General features: G+C 45.8%; 13 protein-coding genes. 4 read left to right on the plus strand and 9 right to left on the minus strand.

The features are described from left to right. Positions 1–542: 542 nt before the first annotated feature. Both M2387_RS15975 and M2387_RS15980 read left to right on the plus strand, forming a co-directional pair. On the plus strand, positions 543–800 hold the full coding sequence (locus M2387_RS15975) for a hypothetical protein (RefSeq protein WP_259050836.1): 258 nt from the start codon (positions 543–545) through the stop codon (positions 798–800). A gap of 236 nt (positions 801–1,036) precedes the next feature. Next, positions 1,037–2,107: an alpha/beta hydrolase gene (locus M2387_RS15980; RefSeq protein ID WP_409040077.1), complete on the plus strand. Its 1,071-nt coding sequence runs from the start codon at positions 1,037–1,039 to the stop codon at positions 2,105–2,107. 659 nt (positions 2,108–2,766) lie between these two features. Here the strand turns inward: M2387_RS15980 and M2387_RS15985 are convergent. Then, on the minus strand, positions 2,767–3,732 hold the full coding sequence (locus M2387_RS15985; RefSeq protein WP_259050838.1) for a helix-turn-helix domain-containing protein: 966 nt from the start codon (positions 3,730–3,732) through the stop codon (positions 2,767–2,769). A gap of 459 nt (positions 3,733–4,191) precedes the next feature. Between M2387_RS15985 and M2387_RS15990 the strand changes: the two genes are divergently transcribed. Further along, entirely contained in the window at positions 4,192–5,610 is a 1,419-nt protein-coding gene (locus M2387_RS15990; protein WP_310572784.1) for a DNA cytosine methyltransferase, read from the plus strand. 109 nt (positions 5,611–5,719) lie between these two features. Here M2387_RS15990 and M2387_RS15995 read toward each other — a convergent pair whose 3' ends face one another. From M2387_RS15995 to M2387_RS16015, 5 genes are read right to left on the minus strand one after another with little or no spacing between them, the layout of a single operon-like run. Further along, on the minus strand, positions 5,720–6,610 hold the full coding sequence (locus M2387_RS15995; RefSeq protein ID WP_259050839.1) for a MurR/RpiR family transcriptional regulator: 891 nt from the start codon (positions 6,608–6,610) through the stop codon (positions 5,720–5,722). Positions 6,611–6,612: 2 nt separating this feature from the next. After that, on the minus strand, positions 6,613–7,560 hold the full coding sequence (locus tag M2387_RS16000) for an ABC transporter substrate-binding protein (RefSeq protein WP_259050840.1): 948 nt from the start codon (positions 7,558–7,560) through the stop codon (positions 6,613–6,615). Between the two features lie 14 nt (positions 7,561–7,574). Beyond that, on the minus strand, positions 7,575–8,627 hold the full coding sequence (locus M2387_RS16005; protein ID WP_259050841.1) for a FecCD family ABC transporter permease: 1,053 nt from the start codon (positions 8,625–8,627) through the stop codon (positions 7,575–7,577). After that, complete coding sequence (locus M2387_RS16010; RefSeq protein ID WP_259050842.1) at positions 8,624–9,634, minus strand: FecCD family ABC transporter permease; 1,011 nt, start codon at positions 9,632–9,634, stop codon at positions 8,624–8,626. Before M2387_RS16010 ends, M2387_RS16005 begins: the two co-directional genes overlap by 4 nt. Then, entirely contained in the window at positions 9,634–10,458 is an 825-nt protein-coding gene (locus M2387_RS16015) for an ABC transporter ATP-binding protein (RefSeq protein WP_259050844.1), read from the minus strand. Before M2387_RS16015 ends, M2387_RS16010 begins: the two co-directional genes overlap by 1 nt. A gap of 524 nt (positions 10,459–10,982) precedes the next feature. Here M2387_RS16015 and M2387_RS16020 point away from each other — a divergent pair. After that, positions 10,983–13,067 carry a TonB-dependent siderophore receptor gene (locus M2387_RS16020; protein WP_409040078.1) on the plus strand — a complete coding sequence of 695 codons (2,085 nt, stop codon included), beginning with the start codon at positions 10,983–10,985 and terminating at the stop codon, positions 13,065–13,067. A gap of 78 nt (positions 13,068–13,145) precedes the next feature. Here M2387_RS16020 and M2387_RS16025 read toward each other — a convergent pair whose 3' ends face one another. The 3 genes from M2387_RS16025 to M2387_RS16035 form a co-directional block, all read right to left on the minus strand. Next, positions 13,146–13,628, minus strand: coding sequence for a DUF4822 domain-containing protein (locus M2387_RS16025; RefSeq protein ID WP_259050847.1), 483 nt, complete (start codon positions 13,626–13,628; stop codon positions 13,146–13,148). A gap of 381 nt (positions 13,629–14,009) precedes the next feature. Continuing rightward, the gene (locus M2387_RS16030; RefSeq protein WP_259050848.1) at positions 14,010–19,547 is read right to left on the minus strand and encodes a coiled-coil domain-containing protein; all 5,538 of its coding nucleotides are present in this window, start codon (positions 19,545–19,547) and stop codon (positions 14,010–14,012) included. After that, a complete protein-coding gene (locus tag M2387_RS16035; protein ID WP_259050849.1) occupies positions 19,544–19,972 on the minus strand; it encodes a hypothetical protein in 429 nt (142 codons plus the stop codon). Before M2387_RS16035 ends, M2387_RS16030 begins: the two co-directional genes overlap by 4 nt. Between the last annotated feature and the right edge of the window lie 121 nt (positions 19,973–20,093).

The raw sequence follows: 20,093 nt of genomic DNA on the forward strand, positions 1-20,093 counted from the left end.
TATTCAAATGCAGAAGGATATAAATGAATAGGTAACTATCTCCACAATAGTTGATTATAACTATATTTTTTCTTAGATTTCAGCTAAAAAAAGTAAACTCATCACTCTGTGATAGTCACTATGAACTAAAAAGAAAGCAGCTACCGACTTTGGCTGAGAAAGCCTCGAGACCTTCTTTTTAGTATTAAAGGTGTTTCTATAAGTATCCATAAACAATCAAATGATACTGGATAATATGAAGTAATTAAGATTTTGAGATGTAGGTCTGTAATTTTTATTAAACCATTCAGAAACATGCATTCGCAGGAGGGGTAAACATTAAGTTGTGACGACAAGAAAGAATTGAGTCAATTATAAATGATGTTTATACTATATCTCAGATATAGAGTACTTTATTATGAAATGAACGGTAATGATTACCGGCAGATAGGTCTTGTATAGTCTCATAGTTAAAACACTACCTCTTTGATTAACAATGTTATTTCTTAAAATTCGGATCCTGTTACAAAATACAGGCACTTATAGTGCTAAGGCAGGTAAACATGCATTGGATTGCTGTCGATACTTTTACTCACCCGTCAAATAACTCATTTTTCTCCATTATCGCAGCAGAAAAACGGGCACACCTCATCTTGTGGTATGAATCGAAGACCGCCTTATTACAAGGCGATATTCTGCATATCGATAGACACGTTATTTCGATAAACAAAGGCCCGCAGGCAATAATCTTATTGAATACCATGCCTTTTACGCGAGATTTATGGCGAAATATTCGTATGCATCGAGAAGAAGTTAATTGAATCCATATGAAATAATTAGCATATCGAACTAATTATTGCTGTAGTATGCTACCTGAGAGGTTCGACAAAATTGAGCTCTGGATTACGCTCAACTACAGAATCTCTTTGCAGATCATATAATATGATAAACGAGACATTAAACGTTCACTCACAGGGATGAATTTTGTATGGATTACTTTAAAAAACAATTACGTTGGGCCATTCCGGCGATCGTTATTTTTTCTTCCCACACCGCGATGGCGGAAGTTAACAGTACAGTGAGCCCGACAATTATCACAAAATCAGTATTACCGGAATCCTTTGGACTGATGGAAGCATCGGCACAGTATCGTATTGAATATCCTTCGACTGATGGAGTCAAAGGAAGCGGATCACGTATCGATACTGCTGCAGTTTTTTTACCTAAAGGACCCACTCCCCCTGGTGGCTGGCCTGTTGTTGCATGGGCGCATGGTACGGTAGGTGTTGCTCACGATTGTGCCCCTTCTTTAAATCCACGTACCCCGCGTGATAGCCAGTATTTAAATACCTGGTTGTCCCTGGGCTATGCGATTGTCGCCCCGGACTATGCTGGTTTGGGTTCAGAAGGGCTGCATCACTATCTGAATGCGCGTGCCCAGGCCTGGAGTTCGCTGGACAGTATTAAAGCAGCACAGAAAATATTTCCGTTAAAAAATCAAATCATTCTGGTCGGCCAATCGCAAGGTGCCCATGCCGCTTTTGCCAGTGCGGGGTATCAGGCAGAATATGCGCCAGAGTTAAATATTAACGGTACTGTGCTCACCGGCACACCGTACTTTAATGAGAATAGCTCTGCCGCTAAAATTTTATCACCGGCTAAGCATGATGATAAGGCAGTAACCGGTGATCCTAAAATTCCTTATATTTTCTATATCTTCTTATCTGAAGCGGCTAAAAACCCACAATTAAAAGCAGAAGATTATTTTCAGGATAAAGCTCTGCCATTATTAGCGCGTGCGGATGAGCTATGTATTACCCCGCTGACAGAAGAAGTTATGAAGCAGAAGTTAACGGCAGAAAATAGCCTGAAACCGGGTATTCAGAACCTCCTGATCTCCGCTAAAGGGTCATTGCAATATCCAACGCTTAAGATAGACCATCCAGTATTTATTGGTATTGGTGAAGCGGATATTAATGTGCCTACAGCGATGCAAAAACAATTTGCTGCAGATGTAAAAGCGGCTGGGACTCAGACGGATATCCATCTTTATCCCGGCCTTGATCACAGTGGTGCGGTTAACCCTTCACTCCGTGATTCTGTTCCGTTTGTTCTGAGCCGTAAATAATAGGTTACATAGAGAGTTAGCCCGTTGAAGCCAGGCTGACTCTCTATCTCGGCTGGATTAGCGTTAAATTCTTACTGTCTGCCTGCAGACTTCCTGCCAACCTGATGAGCTCTGTCTGGTGTTTAATGACGGAGATGATAAGGACTCGATACTTTGTTCCAGTTCCGCTGATACGTGTGTCAGATAAGGGCTGATGCATTCTTGTGGGTCTCATAGTAATGGTTCTTTGTTCAATAACCTTATGAATACTGAGGCCTTGAAAGCAGGTAAATCAGGTGGATGGAAGGCAATATAGTTTAGTTTAAGTAAAAATGTTCATTCTGAGGGGCAAAGAACAGTCTTGAGGCTCCGTATCCTTCTCTTTGTATCGAAATAATTACTATTATGATACTCCAATCGCTATGCAAAGAGAGACAGCATCATGAGCATGAGCACTGTTATATTAATCAGCATTGCTGTTATTTCGTTAGGTATATCATTATATAGCCTGGTCGCTTATATAATGGAACGACAGTCAAAAACGTTTAAATCACATCATTAATTAGTTATTTATTTTTCAATTTTTAGTTGTTATGGACTTTAAGATATTTATTTAGCAGACCTGCAATAATAGATAGAATCTGATGAACATGAATGTTCATTCCTGAATCTGGTGATGATTACAAGGACCCTTTAAAGTTATCACGCCAGGTTTTTGGAGAGACGTTATATTTTTCTCTGAATAGTTTACTGAATAAAGAATGATTAACAAAACCACATAGCCATGAGATTTGCTCTATTCTTAACGTCCTGTTATTTTCCAATAATTCCCGCGCTGCATTTAAACGTATACTCTTAATAACCAGCATCACAGATGTACCCTGTTCATTAAAAGCCCTGTCCAGGCTAGCTCTTGAACAACGGAGTATTTTAGAGATCAAGTCAGGTGATAATTCATGCTGGCCAAAATTCTGCTTAATATACGATTTTGCACCATTGAAGATATGATTCTGTTTACCTTCTGAAATCAGACCCTGTTCTTTAGCCACATCAGACATCATTAATAGCGCCATATGGTGCAGACTATCAACGATGAGCGCTGTTTCTTTGGAACTTAAACTGGCTGACTGATGATCCAGAAGTAACATATGAGACTTTAAAAAAGTCGCCAGGTGATGATTATCAAGAGAAATAGTAGGCTGGTTTAGCTTACCGGTAAAAATTGTTTTCACCTGGTCAAGATGTGGAATTATATAGAGTTGTTTAACATCCGTAGACTGATAATGGTAGTAATTATTACGTTCATGCAGTATTAACATACCCGGATCAATCTGAGTACTACTGTTATTTTCCCTGGCATCAATCCTTTGATTTCCTTGCACTATCAAGGAAATATAGATCATCGAGTCCTTTGCTTTATGAGGATCGAAAACAGTGTCATTTTTTGAACCAAAAGCGCTGCAATAATCACCCATTACTCCGGATATTGTTTTATGCCGGGCAATAATATCCTCTGGCCGCCGATTGTTCACTACATCGATACCATAGCAGCTAAGGTTATGTGATATTCGGCTAAATCGTTCTTCTGGCTCGATATCTTTAGCATCCAGAAGGTGTGGAACGTAAAGCGCCGAAGGTCTAGGCATAGTGGTTTTCTATCCCAAGTTCTTTTCAGGTTAAAGGCATTATTCTCTCAATATAAGAATAATCTCACTGAAAATCTACGGAAAACAACTAACGATAACCTTAACTTTACATTACCTTTCTTTTTGTTAAAAAAATCCAATTGTAATCAATGGCTTACATGATTCATCGTAAAATCATATTTTAAAAAATCATTAAGAATTCACATTGTTGTTGTTAAATTTATTGACAGAATACCGCTCCAGGACGTTTCTGGTAAAGGCGTATCGAAATAATGGTTTTTCAATAAACGCCAATAGATTTGAACTACGCTAACCGGTCTAATGTTATCTCTGTATTACCTTGCGTTTTATATTGGGTTCTAATGGATTTCTCCAGCCTGGTTTATCCGTTTTAGTGTTGTTATATCGAGAAGAGTTCTGTGATAGATTGTCACTCATTCAACCCAGCGATAAAGCGACATGAAAGAATTACAACCCATCGTCAATCAGTTAAAAGCTGAATCAAAATCTACGACTCAGGTACGCATGCAAGAAGAGCTTGCATTGCTTAAGCAAGTACTCGAAATCTATGACCAAAAGACCGTTGCTGAATGCCTGCGCTCTGTTAGCGGCAATGACTGGGCCAGAGAGTCAGTTAATCGATGGGTTAACGGTAAGGCGGCGCCGAAACCGCTGGTTGATGTTGAAGTGAAGATGCTGCAAAACCTTTTGCCAAAGCCACCAAAATGCCATGGTAATTATCAATTCCGTTTTATTGATTTGTTTGCCGGCATCGGAGGAATTCGGGGAGGGTTTGAAGCGATAGGCGGGCAATGCGTATTTACCAGTGAGTGGAATCCGCAGGCAGTAAGAACCTATAAAGCCAACTGGTACAGCTCGCCTGCAGAGCATACTTTTAACGCCGATATTCGGGACGTCACGCTCAGTGATAAACCTGAAATCGCGGAAGACGAAGCTTACGCCCATATTGACCAGCATATCCCACAGCATGATGTATTGCTGGCTGGCTTCCCCTGCCAGCCCTTTAGCCTGGCGGGTGTCAGCAAAAAAAATTCGCTGGGCAGGGCCCATGGTTTTGAATGTGATACCCAGGGGACACTGTTTTTCGATGTTGCACGTATTATTGCTGTTAAAAAGCCCGCCATTTTTGTACTTGAAAATGTGAAGAACCTAAAAAGCCACGATAAAGGCAAAACCTTTAAAATTATTCAGCAAACGCTGGATGAACTTGGCTATGAGGTTGCCGATACGCAGCTTGATGGAGCCGCTGATCCAAAAGTTATCGACGGTAAACCTTTCTTACCCCAGCATCGGGAACGTATCGTGCTGGTTGGCTTCCGCCGGGACCTGAAGCTGGCAGAGAACTTCACCTTGCAGGACATTCATCGTTACTACCCGAAACATCGTCCGACACTGAAACAGCTGCTGGATAGTCAGGTAAATGAGAAATACATCCTGACGGTGAAACTGTGGGAATATCTCTATTATTACGCCAAAAAACACAAGGCTAAAGGAAATGGCTTTGGTTTCGGCCTGGTATCGCCTGATAATCCACAGGTGGTGGCCAGGACACTGTCTGCCCGTTATCACAAAGATGGCTCAGAAATATTAATCGACAGGGGCTGGGATAAAGAACTGGGAGAAAGTGATTTTCACCATCCGGATAACCTCGCTCGGCGTCCAAGACGCTTAACTCCCCGTGAATGCGCTCGCTTAATGGGCTTTGAACAACCGGGTGAGAATCAATTCCGTATTCCAGTCTCTGATACACAAGCCTATCGGCAGTTTGGTAATTCGGTGGTCGTACCCGTTTTTGCCGCAGTGGCAAAATTGCTCGAACCTTATATTAAGAAAGCGGTTGAACTGCGGAAAGAGTGAAAGTAAGCCGATAAAATATTTTATGGTTCACTGTCGAAGACAAGGCTCCACAGTATTCATATGACTGCGGGGGCTATTCAGGACAAACTCCACAGATCTATCATCCGGCTTATTTCTTGGCCGTGCGGCCAATTCCCCGATAGAGGTCATTGATCCGTTTCACGGATTTAATCGAGCGTTGTGGGGCGGTAGAAGCAACGGATAGCACCATCATCTCCAGGCAGACTAATACCGCGCTGTGCAGGGGCATTTTGCCATTCTCGCCACCGCGCGGAACATTAATGACGATATCGGCTTCTTTACTGAAACGGGAGCCAAGCGCATTGGTCATTAAAATTACCGGAATGCCTAACCGTTTAGCTTCGCGTATCGTTGTCAGCCCTTCGCGATGGGCTGATTTCTGCGCCATCATGATAAGAACATCCCCGCGTTGCATCGCAATCAGCTGTTCGGCCAGACTCATTCCGGTACGGTTAAAGGCAACAGAAGGTAAGCCAATTCGGCTGAATAACCGTGCTGAATAGTCAGCCAGAACCCCGGATGCACCAATACCAAAAATACCTACCTGACGGGCTTCGACCAGGGTAGCGACTGCCTGGGCAATGGCATAGCGATTAGCCGGGGTCGAGAGAACTTCACAGGTGTGCTGATGGCCTTGTAAGACAAAATCAATGCTCGAATTCACATCACAGGTCAATGAATTAACCGTGGTGGTCATCTTATCTTCTGAGTTGATGCCCGGGCCAAACCACTGTTCCATGGTTTGTTTTAAATCCCGTAAGCCGGCAAAACCTAATGCCTGAATGGCCCGAACTACCGTTGCGTCCGAGGTCTGTGTGGCAGCGGCAATTTCTATCGCTGTAAACTCCAGTACCACTTCTCTATTTTCGTTAATATAACGAGCAACGGTTTGCATCCGTGGCGAAAGGGTAGAGGATCGGGCACGAAAGCGATCCCCGTAGACGTCTATGCGATTTTTTACTTTTTTAGCAGTCAGCATGGCTATTTCACTTCCGGCAGTAGCCGTCCGGCGATATGTGTTTGTACTTGAGCTGACATCAAACTAAGTGAGGCATAAGAGTTAGAAATCGCCTCTTCGCGTGAGAGTAAAATATAGTGCCCCTTCTGACAGGCGGTGAGAAATTCACACCAGCCAGGTAATACCGCATCCATTGCCGCCATTTCATCCTGTGGTTTGCCGCCGGTATCACCGCGCCAGGTGGTGAAGACAAAATCAGCGTCCATCTCTGGCAGCCGCTCGGCGCTGACGTCAATACGCTTCCCTTCGGGAATACTGTCAATCAGCGGTGGGAATTTAAAACCTGCGTCACGCAATACTCGACCCAGGGAGTGATAGGTATGGAGTGCATTAATCTTTCCCTGGTTCGCCTGAATCACTGACACAGTAATATTCCGGGTGTCTATCATCCGCTTTATTTGAGCTATCTCTTCCTGATAGCGGCGTTCGAGAATGGCATAGCGCGCTTCGGTTCCGGTGAGTTGAGCTAACTTGCGGTAGATTTGCGGTGCGCCACCATCGAGATGATCAATGCTGACCGTTGGGGCTATTTTTTCTAATTGCTCTATTGGCGTACCGCGTCCTGGCTGAGTAATAATTAAATCGGGTTTTGCAGCTACAATTGCTTCAATATCAATATCAGCAGTACCGATAAATTTGATGTTTGAATTATCAAAGTCAATGCCGGTCAGTAGTGCACCGGAGCGGATAAAATGGCTACCGTCAGGACGTGTTCTGCCGTGGCTAGCCACAGGGGGCACACCGAGTTCAATTAACGGAATAGTGATATCGAGATCGTGTAATGACACAATACGTTGTGGATGTAGCGGCACTTCTACTACGCGTTCAAGATCGTCAGTAAACGACTGTGTAGTACCTGCCGCCTGAGCTGAAAACCCCACCAGTAATAACAATGAAAACAGTAAACGCATACGACCTCTATAAATTATAACCGGTCCCGGCGACGCCAGAGCAGCAGAAGAAAAAAGGGCCCGCCAACCAGCGCAATGACGATACCGGCTGGAATTTGTAACGGGGCAAAGGCCAGACGACCCAGAGTATCGGTCACTAATACCAGTAAGGCACCTAATAAGGCACTACCCCACAATAAAGCCATTTGCCCCCCTCGCAGCCAGAAACGCGCCATATGCGGAGCCATCAGGCCGACAAACCCGAGACTACCGACACAAGAAACGCTGGCTGCGGTAAGAAATACCGGTGCCATAAATCGCAACAGGGCGAGCTTTGGCAGATGCACCCCTAATCCGGTTGCGGTATGGTTTCCCAACAAGGCGATATCTGAGGCTCTGGCGGTCATAAATAACAGTATCGCGGCAGGTAATAGCCAGATAAGCGCGACCAGTAGTAGCGGCCAGGTAGCGGCATGTAAACTCCCTGACATCCAGACCAGGGCAGTCTGGACATTACGGACATCCGCCGTGGTCATAAAAATACCGATACCGGCGGCAAAGAACCATGAAACGCCAATACCAATCAGGACAAAACGCGGCCGGGAGAAATCTCGTGCCAGCACAACAACTAACAGCGCCACCAGGGTTCCACCTACCACCCCTGCCAGCGGTCGCCACACCAGACCGATACTGGGGAAAAGCAGAATAAGCGTCAGTACCACAACGCTACAGCCCTCTTTGACGCCAATCAGGCCGGGATCTGCCAGGCCATTACGCGTAATCGACTGCATTGCCGCCCCGGCCAGACCCAGCATTCCCCCGCACAGCAACGCCATTAGCAGGCGTGGCAGACGAACATCCCACACCACATAGTGCTGTTCTGCGCTCAGCGTCTGAGGATAAAAAAGTGCCCGGCCAATATCCGACGTTGGAATTTCGAGTGAGCCTTGTAATATTCCAAAGACCAGTAGGGCGAGGATAATAAATACCAGCCCGAGACTGTAGATAATGGTTTTAGGACGGATGATACGTGAGATGTTCCCTACCCGCAGGGAACGTAGCCCGGAACGAGACATAGAACGGCTCATTTTAAGAACCTTGAGGCAATAAACACAAATACCGGAGCACCAATCAGGGCGGTCATAATACCGGTTGCCAGCTCCTGTGGGGCGAGCAATAAGCGCGCAATAATATCGGCCAGTAATAAGACAGCAGCCCCCAGCAAAGCGGCGAGAGGGAGCATCAGACGAATATCATCCGTCACCAGGCGGCGTATAATATTGGGTATCAACAGACCAATAAATCCTAATGGCCCGACGATAGAAACGGCGACACCACAGAGCAACGCAATCGACACCATAGCAATTAAGCGGACCCGCAGGAGATTAACCCCGAGCCCTCGGGCCATATTGTCACCGAGAGCCAGAATATTCATCGACGGAGCAATCGATATAGCGAGTACCAGTCCAACGATCAGCGGGATCAGCGCATGATGCAGCATCTCCCAGCGGATCCCGGCCAAATCACCCACCAGCCAGGTTCGCATTGCCAGTAAGGTCTGCTCATCAAGAATAAGAATGGCAGCGGTGAGCGAAGAAACCATTGCTGAGAGAGCTACGCCGCAGAGCATCACTTTAAGGGGAGTTAAACCTCCGCGTCCGGCAGAAGACAGGGCGATAACCAGAGTGAACAGTACTCCTCCGCCGCCAGCGGCAATTAATGGCTGGCTGATTGAGGTGAATCCGAGAGCGGTACAGGTTACGACTGCAAATGCCGCCCCGGCATTCAGTCCAAGAATATGCGGTTCACCCAATGGGTTACGAATCAGTGCCTGTAATAAAACCCCGGCGACGCCCAGAGCCGCTCCGACCAGCAAGGCTGCGGTTAGTCGCAATAATCGCAGGGAGACAATAATACGATGATCAAAGTTTTTCACATCAAAGTGGAACAGTGCCTGGATGACGGTCTGTGGACCAATAGTCCGGGCACCAATACCCAGATGCAATACCGCCAGAACGCCCACTAATAGTAACGAAATGGGGAGTGCCAGAGTAAACCGACGACGAGAGCCTGAAATCATTGCCATGGCTGACATCAGTTTTGCCCTATGGTGGCAGGAAATGGCAGAACAAAGGATTTTCCAGTCAGTGGATTAATCGACATCTGAACGTCAACATCGAATACTGTTTTAATCAGTTCCGGGGTACAGTTTTCGCCATCATGAATAATCCCTTGTACCTGACCTTGCTTGAGAAAGACCAGCATATCGCCATAGTTAATAGCAAAGTTGAGGTCGTGCAGTACTACAATTACGGTACGACCATGATGACGAGTCAGTGAGTGGAGAAGTTCGAGAATTTCCACCTGATATCGCAGGTCGAGGAATGTCGTGGGCTCATCCAGTAGAATAGTAGGGGTCTGCTGAGCCAGTGCCATGGCTATCCAGCAGCGCTGACGCTGCCCGCCAGACAGGCTATCAACGGGCAGATGAGCAAACTCTGTAGTGCCGGTTAACTGTAAGGCTTGCTCGACTGCACGTTCATCTTCATCGCTCCATTGCTGGAGAAAATTCTGCCAGGGGAAGCGTCCGCGTGATACCAGTTCAAAAACGGTCAGCCCTTCGGGAACCAGCGGTGATTGCGGCAGAATACCCAGTTGCCGGGAGACCGCTTTCGTCGGTTGCTGGTGGATAGCTTTTCCATCAAGCAAGACGCTACCTCCGAGTGGCTTTAGCATCCGGGCCATCGTACTTAATAATGTTGATTTGCCACAGCCATTAGCGCCGACCAGTACGGTCATTTTTCCGTGCGGAATGTTCAGGCTCACATTTTCAGCCACGATATGATGACGATAACCCGCAGAGAGCTGTCTCAGTTCAATGGCAGTACTGTTAGCGATATTTTCCACAGGCTGTGGCATGTTCACTCCTACGCTGTAGCTATTTAATCAAGTCAGCGTACATAAATGTTTGAATAAAAATAAAACTCATTCTCTTTATGATCTTGCTGAGTAGCGATGTAGTAGTCAAGCACTTGTATGCTGTAGTTACATCGTTTTTTAGCTAAAAACCCTTCGTGCTATATAATTTGATTTATATGTTTAACTATATGAATTATATGTATTTAATGACCATTTTCCCGCAAAAAAAATAAGGTTTATTTTAGTGGAATTACTGTAGTTTATTTATAAATATTTCATTTACTACTACAAACGCCAGTGATTGAATGATTCTCAATTACATGTCTGGCAGCGTTTATGGTGCTAAAATACGCATAACGGTATGCCAGGCTGGCAGGGTAGTCAGCAGGATAAACCTGCTTTCTTCTCATTTCTGGGCAGGGTATTTTTTGCGGAATAAATATCAGATGGCAAAGTTAACTCCTTATTTTTCTGGGATGAAAGGGCGGGCATTATTCTCCGCTCTGTTTTTAGGTGTCACCGTCATACCCGCTGTTAATGCAGCGGAAAAAGAACAAAAATCAGCGAAAGAAGCGGATACAATTACGGTTGTTGCTAATGGAGCGAGTGCCGATCAGGCAGTGACCTCTGGCTATCAGCCGCTTAAATCATCTACCGCGACGCTGACGACTATGCCACTGCTCGATATTCCGCAAGTGGTTAATACGGTCAGTGATAAAGTCCTGGAAGACCAGCATTCGACCACACTTGATGAAGCTTTATATAACGTCAGTAATGTGGTGCAAACCAATACCCTGGGTGCAACTCAGGATGCATTTGTTCGTCGTGGTTTTGGTTCAAACCGCGATGGTTCAGTGATGACCAACGGTTTAAAAACGGTACTGCCACGCAGTTTCAACGCGGCAACCTCCCGGGTTGAAGTACTCAAAGGCCCGGCCTCTACTTTGTACGGCATTCTTGACCCCGGCGGTTTGATTAACGTTGTGACTAAACGTCCTGAACGAGAGTTCGGTGGTTCTCTGTCTGCGACGTCAACCAGCTTTGGTGGCGGAAGCGGTAAGTTTGATGTCACGGGTCCTATAGCCGACACCCCGTTGGCTTATCGGATTATTGGCGAATATCAGGATGAGGATTACTGGCGCAGCTTTGGAATAAAACGGAGCACCTTTATTTCCCCGTCTGTGACATGGTTTGGGGAAAATAGCACCGTTAATGTGCTCTATATGCATCGTGATTATAAATCGCCGTTCGATCGCGGCACTATTTTCGATACCGAAACCGGTCAGCCGGTTAATGTCGACAGGAAAACACGCTTTGATGAGAAATTTAATATCACCGAGGGTGAGTCTGATTTAGTCCAGCTGAATAGCGAATATCGTATTAACACCGCCTGGACGGCAAAGTTTGACTATAGCTATAGCCAGGATAAATATAACGATAATCAGGCCAGAGTCATGGCCTATGATGCTAAAACCGGTGATTTAACCCGTCGTGTGGATGCGACACAAGGCTCAACCCAGCGTATGCATGCCACGCGTGCTGATTTACAAGGTAATGTACTGATTGGTGGGTTTTATAATGAGATCCTGACGGGTATTTCATATGAGAACTATGACTTACTTCGTACCGATATGATCCGCTGTAAGAACGTGAAAGGGTTCAATATCTATAATCCGGTCTATGGCACTCTGGGGGAATGTACCAGTGTTTCTGACTCCGACAGTGACCAGACGATTAAACAAGAGAGTTACTCTGCTTATGTGCAAGATGCGCTCTATCTGACCGATCAGTGGATTGCCGTTGCCGGGATGCGCTATCAGTACTATACCGAATATGCGGGAAAAGGCCGTCCATTCAGGACTAATACTGACAGTACCGATAGGCAGTGGGTACCAAAATTTGGTTTAGTCTACAAACTGACGCCAAATGTTTCGTTGTTCGGTAACGTTTCACGCTCCTTTATGCCGCAATACTCGATAGCTAATTATATCGGTGCTCTACCGCCAGAGACTTCTACTGCTTATGAAGTTGGCGCGAAATTTGATTTGTTCGACGGTATTACGGCCAACTTATCACTGTTTGATATTGATAAGCGTAATGTGCTTTATAACGAAACTATTGGTGGTGAAACGGTGGCAAAAACTGCAGGTCGGGTCCGCTCCCAGGGGGTGGAATTCGATGTCGCAGGTGCATTAACCACGAATACTAATATCATTGCCAGCTATGGTTATACAGCTGCGAAAGTCACTGAGGACCCTGACTACAAAGGAAAACCTCTGCCAAATGTTCCGCGTCATACCGGCTCTGTATTCCTGACTTATGATATTCAGAATGCCTTTATGGGGAATACCTTGACGCTGGGTGGCGGTGGTCATGGTGTCAGTCGCCGTTCTGGTAATAATAATGCATCCTATTATTTACCAGGATATTTTGTTGCCGATGCATTTGCTGCTTACAAAATGAAGCTGCAATATCCGGTCACATTACAGGTTAATGTCAAAAATCTTTTTGATAAAACTTATTACACCTCATCGATTGCCAGTAATAATCTGTCCAATCAAATTGGCGATCCGCGTGAAGTACAGCTTACGATGAAAATGGATTTCTGATATATCGGGGAGAATAACGAAGGATAGTAGATAAGCCTCCCCACCTGCTGGTGGGGTACTGATGGGGAGGCTATTGGATTATTTTTTTACTTCGTGAACGATATCAAAGTACTTTGATTTATCATCCTGAGATGGATAAATACGGTAAGTATACTCATCAGGAGTTACGGTGATATTTTCAACGACACGGGTAAAGAGTACATCACCCTTATCATTTTTTGCAGTCAGTGAACGGGTTTTGCCTTCAGAATCAAAAGACCAGTCACCTTGCATTTTCGGTGCGCCTTCAAGCGTTGTCATTTTGAAGGTTCCGTTCGGATAATACTCGGCGAGGCCAAAGTAGTTAGCGACCTGCTCATTTTTAGGTGAGACGTCTTTTTTATCCTGGTCCAGCGCTTTCGTTGTTACCCATACTTTATCAATCATTACGGCTTCGTAATCATTGACCTTTTTCTCAGCGGCGGTCGTTGCAGCAGCGCTTGCTGTGGTAGCAGCCTGAGCGGTAAAAGCCATCATAGACGAAAGGGTAATTACTGCTGCCATAAGAGGTTTCAGTTTCATAAATACTCCGTTATTCAATCATATTATGTGAAGTAAAAATTATGCTTTTTATGGAGCAGAGTGGTAAGCGAACACTGAGGTTTTGCTATTCATCATCAGTTACACAATTAACATGTGTGACTAAGCCAGAGATTTAATACTAGCTTGGAATCTGTTTTTATAAAACATAACTTACACATTATAATATAAAAATACATAAGCTTAAGTTATGTAAATAATGTAACTCAATAGGTGTTTAAATGTAACCTATAATATATTTGAATTTATCTATAAAATTTAAATGAAGTGATGTTTTTTTGTGGTGATATGCGTGGTTTTAAATTCTGTGAGAATCATTCCGGTTAACGATAGAAGATATCGTTAACCGGAAGAGTATTGAGCTTATGGATGCATCTCAAAAGTCAGAGAAATAATTTCATCCCCTTTAACTTCTGGCGGTATTTCATCATATAAGTTCTCAACTTTGCCATAAATGGTAACCATGCCACCTTTACCACCTGAGCTGATAATTTTTTTCATGAAAGGATCAGTTTCATTATTATACTGAATACGTGAATTCATTGTATTCAGTATTGGTTTTCCATTGAGCTTTTTCTCATAAACGTTGAATAATACAACATCACCTTGAGTATATTTCCCTTTGCCTTTTTTATCGACTACGAAATATGAACCATTTGATAGCATCTCAGCATTTTTATTCTTTATTTTATCTTTTAATTTATCTTCAACGACACGTATTTTTGATGTGAATTGCTCATTGAGATTGCTGACAATTTTTTCTACCTCGCCGGTTTTTATTTTCAGCTGATTACGATAAGCATCGCTAAAGCCTAAAGCGAGTGAATCAGGATTAATTTTGATATTATTTGAGGCCATTTTGTTTGCCTCAAACAAGGCTTGATTCAGATAAAACACCCCCAGTGCATAAGAGTTTCTATCCGTTGTATCTTTTATATTAACTTTTTTATCATTTAATGACAGGCTATCAATCGTTGCTTGTAATTTTTTACTCTCTTCATTTAATTTAGTAATCGATTCGTTCAGTTTCTTCTGTTCAGCTGTCAGTTCGGTATTCTTTTTATTCAGAGCTGTAACTGTCTCTTTCTCGCTCACTTGCTGCTGAGTATTCAACTGTTTCAGACCGGCTATTTCAGCTATCAGGGCTTTAGCTGCCTCATCCTGTTTTTTCTGCTCGGCAGTCGCTGTTGTAGTCAGGTCGCTATTCTTTTTATTAAGGGCGGCGAGCTGCTCTGAAAGCGCCCGGGTATCTTCATCCAGTTTTTTCTGTACAGCGGTAGCTGCTATTGTCAGATCCGTATTTTTCTTATTCAGAGTTGCAGCCGTTTCTTTTCCATCAGTCTGTAACTGCGTGTTCTGCTGTTTCAGGTTAGCAATTTCAGCGGTCAGTGCTTTGGCGGCATCGTCCTGCTTTTTCTGAGCGGCGGCAGCGGTTGCCAGCTGATCGATATTCTTTTTATTGAGCGCGGCTACTTGTTCGGAAAGCGCTCTGGCATTTTCATCCAGCGTTTTTTGTGTTGCTGCGGTGAGGTCTGCGTTCTGCTTTTTCAGGCTGGCGATTTCAGCGGTCAGCGCTTTGGCCGCCTGATCCTGCTTTTGCTGAGCGGCGGCAGCGGTAGCCAGCTGGTCGGCATTCTTCTTATTCAGAGCCGCCACGGTTTCTTTCTCACCGGCCTGCAACTGCGTATTCTGCTGTTTCAGATTAGCGATTTCGGCGGTCAGTGCTTTGGCGGCATCGTCCTGTTTTCTCTGAGCTGTATTAGCGGAGGTCATTGCAGCAGTCAGCTCAGCATTCTTCTTATTCAGAGCCGCCACGGTTTCTTTCTCAACGGCCTGCAACTGCGTATTCTGCTGTTTCAGATTAGCGATTTCAGCGGTCAGTGCTTTGGCGGCATCGTCCTGCTTTTTCTGAGCTGCGGCAGCGGTTGCCAGCTGATCGATATTCTTTTTATTGAGCGCGGCTACTTGTTCGGAAAGCGCTCTGGCATTTTCATCCAGCGTTTTCTGTGTCGCCGCGGTGAGATCTGCGTTCTGCTTTTTCAGGCTGGCGATTTCAGCGGTCAGCGCTTTGGCAGCATCGTCCTGTTTCTGCTGTGCTGCGGTGGCGGTCGCCACAGCGGCAGTCAGGTCAGCATTTTTCTTGTTCAGAGCAGCAACGGACTCTTTTTCACCGGCTTGCAACTGCGTATTCAGCTGTTTCAGATCAGCAATTTCAGCAGCCAGTGCCTTGGCGGCATCATCCTGTTTCTGCTGTGCTGCGGTAGCCGCGGCAATCAGGTCGGCATTCTTCTTATTCAGAGCCGCAGCCGTTTCTTTTCCATCAGTCTGTAACTGCGTGTTCTGCTGTTTCAGGTCAGCAATTTCAGCAGCCAGAGCCTTGGCGGCATCGTCCTGTTTTTTCTGTGCGGCAGCAGAGGTAGCCAGCTGGTCGATATTCTTTTTATTTAGCGCTGCAACTTGTTCGGAAAGCGCTCTGGCATTTTCATCCAGCGTTTTTTGTGTTGCTGCGGTGAGGTCTGCGTTCTGCTTTTTCAGGCTGGCGATTTCAGCGGTCAGCGCTTTGGCCGCCTGATCCTGCTTTTGCTGAGCGGCGGCAGCGGTAGCCAACTGGTCGGCATTCTTCTTATTCAGAGCCGCCACGGTTTCTTTCTCACCGGCCTGCAACTGCGTATTCTGCTGTTTCAGATTAGCGATTTCGGCGGTCAGTGCTTTGGCGGCATCGTCCTGTTTTCTCTGAGCTGTATTAGCGGAGGTCATTGCAGCAGTCAGCTCAGCATTCTTCTTATTCAGAGCCGCCACGGTTTCTTTCTCAACGGCCTGCAACTGCGTATTCTGCTGTTTCAGATTAGCGATTTCAGCGGTCAGTGCTTTGGCGGCATCGTCCTGCTTTTTCTGAGCGGCAGCGGCGGTAGTCAGGTCAGCATTTTTCTTGTTCAGAGCAGCAACGGACTCTTTTTCACCGGCTTGCAACTGCGTATTCAGCTGTTTCAGATCAGCAATTTCAGCAGCCAGTGCCTTGGCGGCATCATCCTGTTTCTGCTGTGCTGCGGTAGCCGCGGCAATCAGGTCGGCATTCTTCTTATTCAGAGCCGCAGCCGTTTCTTTTCCATCAGTCTGTAACTGCGTGTTCTGCTGTTTCAGGTCAGCAATTTCAGCAGCCAGAGCCTTGGCGGCATCGTCCTGTTTTTTCTGTGCGGCAGCAGAGGTAGCCAGCTGGTCGATATTCTTTTTATTTAGCGCTGCAACTTGTTCGGAAAGCGCTCTGGCATTTTCATCCAGCGTTTTCTGTGTCGCCGCGGTGAGATCTGCGTTCTGCTTTTTCAGGCTGGCGATTTCAGCGGTCAGCGCTTTGGCAGCATCGTCCTGCTTTTTCTGAGCGGCGGTAGCGGTAGCCAGCTGGTCGATATTCTTTTTATTCAATGCGGCGACTTGTTCAGAAAGGGTTCTGGCATTCTCATCCAGCGTTTTCTGTGTCGCCGCGGTGAGATCTGCATTCTGCTTTTTCAGGCTGGTGATTTCAGCGGTCAGCGCTTTGGCAGCATCGTCCTGTTTCTGCTGTGCTACGGTGGCGGTCGCCACAGCGGCAGTCAGGTCAGCATTTTTCTTGTTCAGAGCAGCAACGGACTCTTTTTCACCGGCTTGCAACTGCGTATTCAGCTGTTTCAGATCAGCAATTTCAGCAGCTAGTGCCTTGGCGGCATCATCCTGCTTCTGCTGTGCTGCGGTAGCCGCGGTAATCAGGTCGGCATTTTTCTTATTCAGAGCAGCGACGGACTCTTTTTCACCGGCCTGCAATTGCGTGTTCTGCTGTTTCAGGTCAGCAATTTCAGTGGCCAGAGCCTTGGCGGCATCGTCCTGCTTTTTCTGAGCGGCGGTAGTGGTAGCCAGCTGGTCGATATTCTTTTTATTCAACGCGGCGACTTGTTCAGAAAGGGTTCTGGCATTCTCATCCAGCGTTTTCTGTGTCGCCGCGGTGAGATCTGCGTTCTGCTTTTTCAGGCTGGCGATTTCAGCGGTCAGCGCTTTGGCAGCATCGTCCTGTTTCTGCTGTGCTGCGGTGGCGGTCGCCACAGCGGCAGTCAGGTCAGCATTTTTCTTGTTCAGAGCAGCAACGGACTCTTTTTCACCGGCTTGCAACTGCGTATTCAGCTGTTTCAGATCAGCAATTTCAGCAGCCAGTGCCTTGGCGGCATCATCCTGTTTCTGCTGTGCTGCGGTGGCGGTCGCTACAGCGGCAGTCAGGTCAGCATTTTTCTTGTTCAGAGCAGCAACGGACTCTTTTTCACCAGTCTGTAACTGAGCATTCTGTTGTTTCAGACTAACGATTTCAGAAGCCAGGATGGTGGTCGCATCATTCTGTACTTTTTGCTCAGCTGCAGCAGCGCTTGCTTGTTCTGCATTCTGCTGTTTCAGGCTGGCAATCTCAGCGGCCAGCGCTTTAGCGGCGTCATCCTGCTTTTTCTGAGCTGCTGTCGCGGCAGTCGCAGCAGCAGTCAGGTCAGCATTCTTCTTATTCAGAGCAACAACGGATTCTTTCTCACCGGCCTGCAACTGCGCGTTTTGCTGCTTCAGGCTGGCAATCTCAGCAGTCAGCGCTTTAGCGGCATCGTCCTGCTTTTTCTGAGCGGCGGTAGCTGACGTCACGGCAGCAGTCAGGTCAGCATTCTTCTTGTTCAGGGCGACAACAGATTCTTTCTCACCGGCCTGCAACTGCGCGTTTTGCTGCTTCAGGCTGGCGATTTCAGCGGCCAGCGTTTTAGCGGCGTCATCCTGCTTTTTCTGAGCTGCTGTCGCGGCAGCAGTCAGGTCAGCATTCTTTTTGGTCAGAGCAACAACAGATTCTTTCTCACCGGCCTGCAACTGCGCGTTTTGCTGCTTCAGGCTGGCGATTTCAGCGGCCAACGCTTTGGCGGCGTCATCCTGCTTTTTCTGAGCGGCGGTAGCTGACGTCACGGCAGCAGTCAGGTCAGCATTCTTCTTATTCAGAGCAACAACGGATTCTTTCTCACCGGCCTGCAACTGTGCGTTTTGCTGCTTCAGACTGGCAATCTCAGCGGTCAGCGCTTTGGCGGCATCATCCTGCTTTTTCTGAGCGGCGGTAGCTGACGTCACGGCAGCAGTCAGGTCAGCATTCTTCTTATTCAGAGCAACAACGGATTCTTTCTCACCGGCCTGCAACTGTGCGTTTTGCTGCTTCAGGCTGGCAATCTCAGCGGTCAGCGCTTTGGCGGCATCGTCCTGCTTTTTCTGAGCAGCTGTCGCGGCAGTTGCAGCAGCAGTCAGGTCAGCATTCTTCTTATTCAGAGCGACAACAGATTCTTTCTCACCGGCCTGCAACTGTGCGTTTTGCTGCTTGAGACTGGCAATTTGAGCTGAAAGTGTTCGAGTCGTTTCATCCAGTGCTTTCTGTGCGGCTGTCAGAGAGGTGGTAAGTTCAGCATTCTTTTGATTAAGTACACTGGTATCCTGGCCACCGCTTTGTTGCTGCAGACTCACTATTTGAGCTGAGAGTGTGCGGATAGTCTCATCGAGCTTTTTCTGTGCCGCCGCCGCCGCCGCTGTAAGTTCAGCATTCTGTTTTCTCAGGGCATTGGCGGTATTTTTTTCGTTAAGCTGTTGCTGTTTTAACGTGGCGATTTGAGCTGAAAGTCTACGCGTCGTTTCTTCCAGTTTCTGCTGTGCGGCGGCTGCCGCAAGCTGGGAATTACTCTGATATGTTTTCGTTCCACTCGCCTCTTGGTTAAGAGGGTGCTGTTTCACTTCCAGTTTTGATATGTCGTCAAGAAAGCCCTCGCTATTAGCGATAGCTATATTTGGAACAATCAGGGAACAAAAAAAAAGTGCCTTAACACTTCTTTTTAAAGCAAAATGGCGGAATGGAATTCCAACAGGTTTCATCATGAATTACCGTTTATCATTGAGTTCTGCTTGATTTTATATTTAAACGCATCAATCAGTTGTTGAGATATATCATTACATTTATTATTAATCTCATATTCAAACAGTGGCGCGATAGTCGCTTTCACATTTTCAGATGTTTCGCTAGATAATGATGCATAAAGCTTCGCATCGTTAATTAAAATATATAGTTCATTGTAATTTTTTTGATATTTCTTATCTAATTTAATTAACGTACCTGCATCATTAAGGCACCTTTGCAACGCAGTTAACTGTGCTGTTTGCACTGGCTGAGAAGCTTGAACTGGCTGATTATTTTGAACGGGTTTGCTTTTATTCGCAGAATCATCTGTTTTCTTAACATTAGCACAGCCCTGAACTAAAAAAAGAGAAGCGCAAATTAATGCTAACGTGGTGTTTTTTTTCATTTTTCCATGGACCTGAATGATTTTAAAGTAAACTATGACTATAGTAGAAAAACGACTAAAAAAAAATGAATTTAGGGAAAAATGGTTTAAAAACCACGAATGACTCCACACTTTCCAGGGG

Source organism: Klebsiella sp. BIGb0407 (assembly GCF_024807845.1).
In the GTDB taxonomy this organism is placed as follows: Bacteria; Pseudomonadota; Gammaproteobacteria; order Enterobacterales; family Enterobacteriaceae; genus JGM124.

Coding starts and splice junctions, on each gene's coding strand:
- M2387_RS15975 (WP_259050836.1), top strand. CDS start 543: ATGCATTGGATTGCTGTCGATACTTTTACTCACCCGTCAAATAACTCA.
- M2387_RS15980 (WP_409040077.1), top strand. CDS start 1,037: ATGGCGGAAGTTAACAGTACAGTGAGCCCGACAATTATCACAAAATCA.
- M2387_RS15985 (WP_259050838.1), bottom strand. CDS start 3,732: ATGCCTAGACCTTCGGCGCTTTACGTTCCACACCTTCTGGATGCTAAA.
- M2387_RS15990 (WP_310572784.1), top strand. CDS start 4,192: ATGAAAGAATTACAACCCATCGTCAATCAGTTAAAAGCTGAATCAAAA.
- M2387_RS15995 (WP_259050839.1), bottom strand. CDS start 6,610: ATGCTGACTGCTAAAAAAGTAAAAAATCGCATAGACGTCTACGGGGAT.
- M2387_RS16000 (WP_259050840.1), bottom strand. CDS start 7,560: ATGCGTTTACTGTTTTCATTGTTATTACTGGTGGGGTTTTCAGCTCAG.
- M2387_RS16005 (WP_259050841.1), bottom strand. CDS start 8,627: ATGAGCCGTTCTATGTCTCGTTCCGGGCTACGTTCCCTGCGGGTAGGG.
- M2387_RS16010 (WP_259050842.1), bottom strand. CDS start 9,634: ATGTCAGCCATGGCAATGATTTCAGGCTCTCGTCGTCGGTTTACTCTG.
- M2387_RS16015 (WP_259050844.1), bottom strand. CDS start 10,458: ATGCCACAGCCTGTGGAAAATATCGCTAACAGTACTGCCATTGAACTG.
- M2387_RS16025 (WP_259050847.1), bottom strand. CDS start 13,628: ATGAAACTGAAACCTCTTATGGCAGCAGTAATTACCCTTTCGTCTATG.
- M2387_RS16030 (WP_259050848.1), bottom strand. CDS start 19,547: ATGATGAAACCTGTTGGAATTCCATTCCGCCATTTTGCTTTAAAAAGA.
- M2387_RS16035 (WP_259050849.1), bottom strand. CDS start 19,972: ATGAAAAAAAACACCACGTTAGCATTAATTTGCGCTTCTCTTTTTTTA.